This is a genomic window from uncultured Planktosalinus sp., assembly GCF_963973675.1.
In the GTDB taxonomy this organism is placed as follows: domain Bacteria; phylum Bacteroidota; class Bacteroidia; order Flavobacteriales; family Flavobacteriaceae; genus Planktosalinus.
In genome coordinates this window covers 1-8,761 of sequence record NZ_CAXBAN010000072.1, presented here as the reverse complement: position 1 = coordinate 8,761, position 8,761 = coordinate 1, and the positions used below count along the sequence as shown (strand labels likewise).

The 8,761-nt window shown below is 38.9% G+C and carries 11 protein-coding genes and 1 pseudogene; 9 read left to right on the top strand and 3 right to left on the bottom strand.

Annotated features, from left to right (window positions below; translation table 11 throughout):
- The 3 genes and pseudogenes from AACY61_RS04415 to pfkA form a co-directional block, all read right to left on the bottom strand.
- Window positions 1–192: pseudogene (locus tag AACY61_RS04415) on the bottom strand (N-acetylglucosamine kinase); the annotation flags it as partial.
- 3 nt (window positions 193–195) lie between these two features.
- The gene (gap, locus tag AACY61_RS04410; RefSeq protein WP_339610377.1) at window positions 196–1,191 is read right to left on the bottom strand and encodes a type I glyceraldehyde-3-phosphate dehydrogenase; all 996 of its coding nucleotides are present in this window, start codon (window positions 1,189–1,191) and stop codon (window positions 196–198) included.
- A gap of 7 nt (window positions 1,192–1,198) precedes the next feature.
- Window positions 1,199–2,185, bottom strand: a complete 987-nt coding sequence (gene pfkA, locus AACY61_RS04405; RefSeq protein ID WP_339610376.1) for a 6-phosphofructokinase — start codon at window positions 2,183–2,185, stop codon at window positions 1,199–1,201.
- A 360-nt stretch (window positions 2,186–2,545) separates the two neighbouring features.
- Between pfkA and AACY61_RS04400 the strand changes: the two genes are divergently transcribed.
- From AACY61_RS04400 to AACY61_RS04360, 9 genes are all read left to right on the top strand, one after another.
- Window positions 2,546–2,779, top strand: coding sequence for a hypothetical protein (locus AACY61_RS04400; protein ID WP_339610375.1), 234 nt, complete (start codon window positions 2,546–2,548; stop codon window positions 2,777–2,779).
- Between the two features lie 153 nt (window positions 2,780–2,932).
- Window positions 2,933–3,565, top strand: coding sequence for a Crp/Fnr family transcriptional regulator (locus AACY61_RS04395; protein ID WP_339610374.1), 633 nt, complete (start codon window positions 2,933–2,935; stop codon window positions 3,563–3,565).
- Between the two features lie 32 nt (window positions 3,566–3,597).
- Window positions 3,598–4,401 (top strand): sulfite exporter TauE/SafE family protein, encoded by an 804-nt coding sequence (locus AACY61_RS04390; RefSeq protein ID WP_339610373.1) that lies wholly within the window; start codon window positions 3,598–3,600, stop codon window positions 4,399–4,401.
- A 46-nt stretch (window positions 4,402–4,447) separates the two neighbouring features.
- A complete protein-coding gene (locus AACY61_RS04385; RefSeq protein WP_339610372.1) occupies window positions 4,448–5,890 on the top strand; it encodes an MBL fold metallo-hydrolase in 1,443 nt (480 codons plus the stop codon).
- A 164-nt stretch (window positions 5,891–6,054) separates the two neighbouring features.
- Window positions 6,055–6,417, top strand: coding sequence for a rhodanese-like domain-containing protein (locus AACY61_RS04380; protein WP_339610371.1), 363 nt, complete (start codon window positions 6,055–6,057; stop codon window positions 6,415–6,417).
- A gap of 54 nt (window positions 6,418–6,471) precedes the next feature.
- Window positions 6,472–6,741: a heavy-metal-associated domain-containing protein gene (locus AACY61_RS04375; RefSeq protein WP_339610370.1), complete on the top strand. Its 270-nt coding sequence runs from the start codon at window positions 6,472–6,474 to the stop codon at window positions 6,739–6,741.
- 167 nt (window positions 6,742–6,908) lie between these two features.
- On the top strand, window positions 6,909–7,589 hold the full coding sequence (locus AACY61_RS04370) for an amino acid racemase (protein WP_339610369.1): 681 nt from the start codon (window positions 6,909–6,911) through the stop codon (window positions 7,587–7,589).
- A gap of 77 nt (window positions 7,590–7,666) precedes the next feature.
- Complete coding sequence (locus AACY61_RS04365; protein ID WP_339610368.1) at window positions 7,667–8,053, top strand: hypothetical protein; 387 nt, start codon at window positions 7,667–7,669, stop codon at window positions 8,051–8,053.
- A gap of 63 nt (window positions 8,054–8,116) precedes the next feature.
- Window positions 8,117–8,761, top strand: a 645-nt coding sequence (locus AACY61_RS04360; RefSeq protein ID WP_339610367.1) for an efflux RND transporter permease subunit, incomplete at its 3' end; no start/stop codon positions are given.

Here is an 8,761-nt window from a genome sequence, read left to right as displayed (position 1 = left end):
AAAATCAAGAACTTCAATTTGTTCAAAAACCCGGCTAAGCTCGGGATTGCTATTGATACGCTGCAAAAGCTCCTCATCAGAAAGAACAGAGGGATTCAGACCTGGTGTACGGGTTTTAAATACTAAATTACCGCTTTCATCAAGCAAAACCCAGTCACACTTTGTTGAACCACCATCTGCAATTAATGTCATCTTCTATAGTTTAGCTACATGCTCTGACAAATCCACCAATTTAGCTGAATAGCCATACTCGTTGTCATACCAGGCTACTAACTTAAAGAAATTATCGTTCAATGCAATACTGGCATCGGCATCAAAGGTGCAAATATGCTCATCTGATACAAAATCCTGGGAAACCACTGCTTCATCAGTATAGGCAACCAGACCTTTATAAGCACCATTTGCTGCGTTTTTAATAGCCTTTTTAACTTCATCAAAAGAGGCTCCTTTTTCAGTTCTAACAGTTAAATCTACTACAGAAACATCTGCCGTAGGCACTCTGAATGCCATACCGGTTAGTTTTCCTTTTAAATCAGGAATCACTTTAGTAACTGCTTTGGCGGCTCCGGTTGAGGCCGGGATGATATTAATAAGTGCACTTCTTCCCGCTCGATAATCTTTTTTGGAAGGTCCGTCCACAGTAAGTTGGGAAGCAGTTGTTGCATGAACAGTAGTCATCAAGCCTTCCACAATTCCAAATTCGTCATGAATGATTTTGGCAAGCGGTGCAAGACAATTGGTCGTACAGGAAGCGTTTGAAACAATGAAATCATCCGCTTTGGCGTCAGTGTGATTCACACCCATTACAAACATAGGTGCATCTTTGGAAGGCGCAGAAATCACTACTTTTTTGGCACCTGCTTTGATATGTTTGTAAGCATCGTCTTTTAAAGTGAAAAATCCGGTGCATTCAATTATAATATCAGCTCCTGCTTCATTCCATTTTAAATTTTCAGGATCACGATCTGCAGTGACTCTTATTTTTTTTCCATTCACAACTAGATGACCATCCTTGGTAGAAACGGCCCCTTTAAACCTTCCGTGAACGGAATCATATTTTAATAAATAAGCTAAATGCTCAACATCGAGTAAATCATTCACTGCTACTACCTGAATGTCTTCTCTTTGCTCTGCAATTCGCAGTACCAGTCTTCCAATTCGGCCAAAGCCGTTAATTCCAATTTTAATCATAGTTTTTTTATATTGATGTGATGTCTGCAACCCTGATGAGTTCCAAATCTATTTTTTGTTGTTCTTTAATGGCTTCTTCAAAAGGCACTTGCACCATTTTATTGTTTTGGGTACCAATCATAATGTCCCGTTTCCCTTCAAGAAGTGCATCGACAGCTGCCACTCCCATCCGGCTTGCCAATACCCGATCGTAACAGCTTGGTGAACCCCCTCTCTGGATGTGACCCAATACAGTCACTCTTACGTCATAGCCCTCCATATTGTTTTTGATAAACTCTGCCAGTTCAAAAATGTTTTTACCAATTTGATCTCCCTCAGAAACGACAATGATACTGGAGGTTTTTCCTGATTTTCGGCTTCGTTTTAAAGATTCTATGAGGCGGTCTTTACCTAAATCCTCTTCGGGAATCAGAATTTCTTCGGCACCGGCTCCAATGCCTGCATTGAGGGCTATATGCCCAGCATCCCGACCCATCACTTCTACCAGAAAAAGTCGGTTGTGAGAGTTGGCCGTATCCCTTATTTTATCAATTGCTTCAACCACTGTATTGAGCGCCGTGTCATAGCCGATTGTGTTATCAGTTCCCTGAATATCGTTGTCAATGGTTCCGGGAAGTCCAACAATAGGAAAATTAAACTCCTTGATAAATACACTGGCTCCTCTGAAAGTTCCATCACCTCCAATCACCACAAGGGCGTCTATGCCCTCTTTAATTAAGTTATTGTAAGCATTTGTTCGCCCTTCTTTTTCAAGAAAGTCTTTTGAACGGGCAGACTTTAAAAATGTGCCGCCACGATTGATCAGGTTTTTTACTGAACGGGCATCCAACATTTTGAAGTCGCCCTCCACAAGCCCCTGCAAACCCCTGAACACGCCTACACACTCAAGACTATGATAAGCACAGGACCGCACTACTGCCCTGATAGCTGCATTCATTCCGGGTGCGTCTCCACCGCTTGTAAGAACAGCAATTTTTTGAGGTTTTTTTGTCATAATGTAAAATTAAAGCAATAAACTGATACCTGCAAAAAGTTAAGCAATCTCTAACGTTTTCGGTTCAAAATTTTTATCAAATGTAAAAGTTTTAAATAGTATTCATCCTCATTTTTATCAATAAATATCTCTTTGCATTCTTTATAAAACATAAGGTGCTTTTTTTTCAAAATAAGATTGTGCTTTTTAAGCAACTAATTGTAAACAATGATGCTGTTCTTAGTTTGATCTAAAAGGTGTTATTCCGCTTTTTTTTGGAAAATAATTAACAAAAAGCAACTTATTTTTTGAAAATGAGGAATTCCGTAAAATAATCACGTCGCATCCTATTAGGTTTGTTTATTGGAAAATGTAAAGGATATGCCAGACTATTATTTATCCAAAGAACTAAGTCAGAATTTTGAATTTGAAATTCATAAAGACGACTGTCTTTATCTGCCAGATGAAAAAAGCAGAAAACATATTGGCTTTTTTAACAACTCACAGGAGGCCCTAAACGAAGCAACAAAAACTTCACAATATACTAATGGCTGTTATTGGTGCTGTAAATCTATTCACAACGGTAGAATTCCATTTGCAAAAAATAAAAAGTAAACCCCTCAAGTGCGGCACTTGAGGACCTCACACCCCCGGACTAAATATGGGGATATTATTCCGGGTGGTCTGTGAGGTATTCTACACTATTTTAAAGTCTTTAACTTACTTTTTATGTACTTTTACAACAATCATATTTAATGGCATATAATTATGTTAGAAATTTTACGTGAAAGTTTTGGGCATTTATTTGAAGATGAACTGCTTCAGGAAATCGACAAGGTTGGAACATTTAAAGAAATTAATGAAGGTGACCAATTAATAGAAATAGGCACTTATGTAAAATCAATGCCCCTACTTATTTCCGGTGCTATTAAAGTACTTAGGGAAGACGAGGATGGCGATGAATTGTTGTTGTATTTTCTCGAAAGAGGTCATACCTGCGCAATGACCTTGAGCTGCTGCTTGGGGCAAACCAAAAGTGAAATCAGAGCCATTGCTGAAACACAGGCCCAGCTCATTATGATTCCCATTCAAAAAATGGAAGAATGGACCTCCAAATACAAAAGCTGGCGCAATTTTGTATTTAACAGTTACCACCAACGGCTCAATGAAATGCTCGAAACTATTGACGATATTGCATTCAAAAAAATGGATGAACGTCTTTTGAAATACCTGAAAGAAAAAGCCCGTATCACTAACGATCAAATTATATACAACACCCATCAGGAAATTGCATACGACCTGCACACATCCAGAGTGGTAATTTCCCGATTGCTTAAATCACTTGAAAATCTAGGCAAAATAGAACTCCAGAGAAACCATATCAAACTAATTGATGTCTAACAACCAGCTGTTTTTGCCACAAACCAAAAAACATGGATTTCATTGAAATAATCGGTTATGCTGCTGCTTTAATTATTGGTGTAGTGCTGGGACTCATAGGTGGTGGGGGCTCAATTTTAACCGTTCCCGTTTTTGTCTATCTATTGGGTGTAAATCCGGTAACCGCAACTGCTTATTCGCTTTTTGTAGTAGGTGTATCGGCTTTAGTTGGAGCTTTTCAAAACTTCAGAAAAGGCCTGGTTGATTTTAAAACGGCTGTTGTTTTTTCAATACCGGCTTTCATTGCTGTGTATTTAACGAGACGTTTTTTAGTTCCTTCCATTCCTCAGGAACTATTTACTATTGGTGGGGTCACATTGACAAAAAACAGTGCCATCATGGTGTTTTTTGCTTTGATTATGTTGCTGGCAGCCTTTTCAATGATTCGAAACAAAAAACCGGAACCCGATTCTGACACCCAACTACAATTCAATTACCCACTCATAATCATTGAAGGGTTTATAGTTGGGGTTCTCACAGGTGTTGTGGGAGCCGGCGGAGGCTTTCTTATCATACCTGCTTTAGTGCTGCTTGCTAAGTTACCTATGAAAAAAGCAGTAGCCACTTCCTTATTAATTATTGCTGTTAAATCATTGATTGGATTTATTGGGGATATTGAAACGATGCCCATCGATTGGTCTTTCTTAGTAGGTTTCACCCTTTTGTCTGTTTTTGGTATCTTTGCCGGGGTTTGGTTAAATCAGTTTATTGACAGCAAAAAACTCAAAAAATCCTTTGGGTGGTTTGTATTAATAATGGCCCTTTACATTTTCCTAAAAGAATTTTTAGGAATTTAATTCTTCATTGATTTAATGAACCGTACGTTTAAAAATAAATAACAATATGAATTCCATATCTGCATTACCAACTATTGAAGGTGTTGAACAAATCTACACCGGCTGTCTGGCTCAGGGTGCTTATTACATTCAAAGCAAGGGCGAGGCCGCCATCATTGATCCTTTGCGTGAAGTACAAGCTTATTTAGAAAAAGCTGCCAATGACAAGTCTCATATAAAATACATCTTTGAAACACACTTTCACGCTGATTTTGTGAGCGGCCACTTAACATTGTCAAAAAAAACAGGCGCACCAATCGTTTACGGGCCCACAGCAAATACAGCTTTTGAAGCTATTATTGCAGAGGATAATCAAGAATTTCAAGTGGGTGATTTTACCATTAAAGTACTGCACACACCAGGACACACTATGGAAAGCACAACTTACCTGTTGAAAGACAAAACCGGAAAAGACCTGGCAATATTTAGTGGAGACACTTTGTTTCTGGGTGATGTTGGTCGTCCTGATTTAGCGCAAAAATCCGCTTCTATGACTCAGGAAGAACTGGCAGGCATGCTCTATGAAAGCTTGCGATCCAGGATTATGCCCCTGGCCGATGACGTGATTGTTTATCCCGCTCATGGAGCAGGCTCTGCATGTGGAAAAAACATGATGAAAGTAACCGTTGACACACTGGGCAACCAGAAAAAAATGAATTATGCCCTGCGCGCCAATATGTCAAAAGAAGAGTTTGTAAAAGAAGTCACAGATGGATTGGCACCACCCCCTTTGTATTTTCCATTGAATGTAAAAATGAATAAGGAAGGTTATGACGACATCGATGATGTTCTGGAACGCGGTACACAGGAACTTTCGCCTGAGGCTTTTGAAGCTGCCGCCAATAAAACCGGAGCTGTTGTTTTGGATGTTCGTCATCAAAGTGATTTTGTAAAAGGACACATTCCCCGCTCAATATTTATTGGTATTGACGGCGGGTTTGCACCCTGGGTAGGGGCATTGATTGCTGACACGCAACAGCCCATTCTGATTGTTGCTCCAAAAGGCAGAGAAACTGAAACAGTAACACGTCTTTCACGGGTGGGTTTTGACAATACTCTGGGAATACTCAAGGGAGGGTTTGAAGCCTGGAAAAGTGCAGAAAAAAAGACTGACAGTCTTTGCAGTATTTCAGCTGAAGAATTTAAATCTAGATTGGAAAACAACAACATTCCGGTTTTCGATGTGAGAAAAGAAAGTGAATACATTGCTTCTCACATTGAACAAGCACAATTAACTCCTTTGGATTTTCTGAATGACCACTTTGCTGAATTCCCCTCAGACACCGATTTTTATGTGCATTGTGCCGGTGGCTATCGCAGTGTGATTGCAGCATCAATTTTAAAAGCAAGAGGCATTCACAATGTCATTGATATAGCGGGCGGTTTTGCTCACATAAAAAAAACAGGCCTCCCAGTAACAGAAGCTGTTTGTCCTTCAACCCAAAATTAATACTTCTGTGTAACAAAAGTTACTGTGAAATGAAACCCTCACAAGTATCTTTGTAACATAAATAAGCGAATTAAAGTAGTTTAATTTATAATTGGTTGGTTTAGTTGAGGGAGCAATGCTACAATTGCTCCCTCTTTTATAAAAATTGTTAAATACAAACACCTATGAAAATACTATTAGCAATCACTTTACTCTTTGTTCAACTACAAATTTTTGCACAAAAATGTCCAACAGCTTCACTACTGGATAAAACTGAATTTAAACAACAAATTGAAAATAAGCGTATACAACTAGTAGATGTTCGAACCAAAGCGGAGTTTGAAACAAGCCACATTAAAGGTGCTATGAATGCTGATGTATTGAAGGAAGAAAAGTTTAAAAATCAATTCGCTGAATACAATAAAGAAGAGCCGGTTTACATTTATTGTCGTTCCGGAAACAGAAGCCAAAAGGCTTCGCAGTTACTTTGTGAATTGGGTTTCAAAAAAATCTACGACCTCAAAGGCGGGTATTTAACCTGGGAATAACAGACTGTTTAGTCTTTTGTTCGTATCTTTAACAGTCAATTAAATTGCAAGAAAATGAACACCACTCTAAACATACAAAACCTGAAATGTGGCGGTTGCTCACATACTGTAATTACCAAACTTTCAGTCATTGAAAATATCGAAAATGTAAATGTAGATGTTGAAAACGATGCAGTAAGCTTTGATTTTGTTTCAAAAACCGATTTGGAAACTGTAAAGCAAAAACTACTCACACTAGGCTATCCTGCTGTTGGTGAATACAATCCGTTTTCAGCAAAAGCCAAATCGTTTGTGAGCTGTGCTGTGGGGCGTATGGCAAAATAAGTTCAGTGTTCATTTGCAGCAATCAATAAGAAATACTTACAAAAATTCTCTTTGAAACTTTGCGGAACAGTTATAGCACAAAGTTGCTCAAAGAAGCGCAGAGAACCACAAAGAAAACCCTTCAAAAAGTACAATGTTAAACACAGCAACATAAAACATCTCTTACCATGAAACTACTCGGCATGATTGGTGGCACCTCCTGGCATTCCACCGTGGAATATTACAAACTGATCAATGAAATTGGAGGCAACCCCTTCGGCGGCAGCCAGAACCCGCCCTTATTGCTTTACAGTTTGAACATTCAATTGATGCGCGAACAAAATGTGGAGAAGATTCAGGAGGCTTACCTTGAAATCAGCCGCAAACTGGAAACTGCAGGCGCGAAAGCCATTATCATTTGTGCCAATACCCCCCATATGGTTTATGACTTTGTGCAGCCTAAAGTTAACATCCCTATTTTGCATATTGCTGAAGCTATTGGGAAAGAAGCTCAAAAACAAGGATTGAACAATTTGGGACTTCTGGGCACCAAACCCACCCTGACCATGGATTTTATTCCTGGTTATCTGGATAAAAATTTTGGTATTCAAACAGTACATCCTAACAAGAAGGACTTTGGTGAAATTCACCGCTACATTTCCGAAGACTTGACTCAAGGCAAATTCACCTCTGAAGCTAAGAATTACTTCATTAAGCAAATGAAAAATTTGGAAGAAAAAGGGGCAGACAGCATCATTTTAGGCTGTACAGAATTGCCCATGCTGCTCTCGCAGGATGACTTTCATTTGCCTCTTTTAGACACCACCAAATTACATGCACAATTGGCGGTAGATTTTATTTTGCGTTAATTTTTAATCATTCCAAATTATTGATTAGTAGTAATTTATTATTTTAAAAGTGTTAATTTTGTATTGAATCAATTTCAATGAAACTAATCGTTACATTCCTCTTATCTTCTCTGTTATTGCTACAAAGCTTGCATATCAGTGCAGGAGATGTATTGGGCATACAGGATTTCATTGAACACGCTCAATTTCACAAAGAAAACTATGGAGACAACCTACTTTCTTTTATGGCCAAACATTATGGTCAAGAGAAAGAGGAGCACCATCAAAATGAAAGTCACGACCATGAAAAACTTCCATTTTCAGGTTGTTCTGCCGTTCATACAGCTGTTGCTTTACTTGGGCAGCATGTTATTACTTCCATAAAACGTTTTGATAATTTTGAAAAGCGAGATAATTTTGGCTATCAAATGAGCTATTCTTCCTTTGCAGTTTTCGAGATTTTTCAGCCTCCAAAGACCACATAACACTTTTCATTGATTTAATCGATTGCCTTTAGCAATCTATCTTACAACTTCTAATTGTGTGTTATGTTATCAAAAATCATTCAATTCAGTTTACAGAATAAACTGATTGTATTACTTTTTACAGCCTTTGTGGCGGGTTTTGGAATTTATTCTCTGACACAAATTCCCATCGGTGCTGTACCCGATGTTACCAACAATCAAGTGCAGGTCATTACCACTTCTCAAAATCTATCAACGCAAGACATTGAGCAATTCATTACCTATCCTGTAGAACTTGAAATGGCCAATCTCCCGGGAGTTGAAGAAATTCGTTCAGTTTCTAAGTTTGGCCTTTCTGTGGTGACTATTGTTTTTAAGGATGAGATGGGTAGTTATTTACCACGGCAGTTGATTGCTGAAAAAATTGAAGCAGCTAAAAGCAGCATTCCCGAAGGCTTTGGCACTCCAGAAATGGGTCCTATCACAACCGGACTTGGGGAAATCTACCAATACATTCTGGATGTAAAGCCCGGTTATGAAAACCAATATGACGAAACCGAGTTGCGCACCATACAAGACTGGATTGTAAAACGACAACTTGCCGGAATCCCTGGTGTGGTTGAGGTCAATAGCTGGGGTGGTAAACTCAAGCAGTATGAAGTCGCCATTACCACCGAAAAATTGTCGGCCATGAACATCAGTATCAGCGAGGTAATGGAGGCGCTTGAA

Coding starts and splice junctions, on each gene's coding strand:
- gap (WP_339610377.1), bottom strand. CDS start 1,191: ATGATTAAAATTGGAATTAACGGCTTTGGCCGAATTGGAAGACTGGTA.
- pfkA (WP_339610376.1), bottom strand. CDS start 2,185: ATGACAAAAAAACCTCAAAAAATTGCTGTTCTTACAAGCGGTGGAGAC.
- AACY61_RS04400 (WP_339610375.1), top strand. CDS start 2,546: ATGCCAGACTATTATTTATCCAAAGAACTAAGTCAGAATTTTGAATTT.
- AACY61_RS04395 (WP_339610374.1), top strand. CDS start 2,933: ATGTTAGAAATTTTACGTGAAAGTTTTGGGCATTTATTTGAAGATGAA.
- AACY61_RS04390 (WP_339610373.1), top strand. CDS start 3,598: ATGGATTTCATTGAAATAATCGGTTATGCTGCTGCTTTAATTATTGGT.
- AACY61_RS04385 (WP_339610372.1), top strand. CDS start 4,448: ATGAATTCCATATCTGCATTACCAACTATTGAAGGTGTTGAACAAATC.
- AACY61_RS04380 (WP_339610371.1), top strand. CDS start 6,055: ATGAAAATACTATTAGCAATCACTTTACTCTTTGTTCAACTACAAATT.
- AACY61_RS04375 (WP_339610370.1), top strand. CDS start 6,472: ATGAACACCACTCTAAACATACAAAACCTGAAATGTGGCGGTTGCTCA.
- AACY61_RS04370 (WP_339610369.1), top strand. CDS start 6,909: ATGAAACTACTCGGCATGATTGGTGGCACCTCCTGGCATTCCACCGTG.
- AACY61_RS04365 (WP_339610368.1), top strand. CDS start 7,667: ATGAAACTAATCGTTACATTCCTCTTATCTTCTCTGTTATTGCTACAA.